The organism is Bradyrhizobium sp. PRIMUS42, from assembly GCF_023006515.1.
Classification (GTDB): domain Bacteria; phylum Pseudomonadota; class Alphaproteobacteria; order Rhizobiales; family Xanthobacteraceae; genus Bradyrhizobium.
Window position 1 is genome coordinate 1 of record NZ_JALBGZ010001483.1, and the last position, 584, is coordinate 584.

The window sequence follows — 584 nt, forward strand, 5'->3', positions numbered from 1 at the left end:
GATCTCGCGCGCGAATTGACCCAGGCCTGGCACGCCCGCTTCGCCTCGCGCTGGGCGGTCGTCGCGGGGACGATGGAAACGATCCAGCCGATGGTGTTCTACAGCCCCGACCATCCCAGCCCGTATACACCGAACGAAGCCTGGGCTTCCGGCCTGACCTCGCTCGACGACGTCAAGCGGTACGGCTTCATCGGCGTGTTCGATCCGACCGACGGCCGGCTGCCCGCGTTCGAAAAGTGGATCTCGGACGTCGCGCCGAACGCCGAGCGCATGGTGATGACCACGCGCCGCTTCACCCACGGCAAGCCCGGCCCGGCGATGAGCTGGAACGTCTACATCGCGCCGCCGGGAAAGTGAGTGAAGGTACCGTAGGGTGGGCAAAGCGAAGCGTGCCCACCAATTTTCACCACACGATGAGGGAGATGGTGGGCACGGCGCGTTGCGCCTTTGCCCACCCTACGGCGTCGAACGTGTGGCTCAGACCCCTTCCTCGTTGAACTTGCTTTCAACGAGCTCAGTGATCGCCGCGAGCGCGGCTTCGGCGTCGGTGCCGGCGGCGGCCACCGTGATCGTCGTGCCCGGCC

Annotated in this window: 1 protein-coding gene and 1 pseudogene; one reads left to right on the forward strand and one right to left on the reverse strand. The window is 66.4% G+C overall.

Features of this window, described 5'->3' with window-relative positions:
• A pseudogene (locus tag MOV75_RS41205) lies at positions 1–357 on the forward strand (hypothetical protein); the annotation flags it as partial.
• 120 nt (positions 358–477) lie between these two features.
• Here the strand turns inward: MOV75_RS41205 and MOV75_RS41210 are convergent.
• The coding region (locus MOV75_RS41210; protein WP_247008619.1) for an HPr family phosphocarrier protein at positions 478–584 on the reverse strand (107 nt) is incomplete at its 5' end.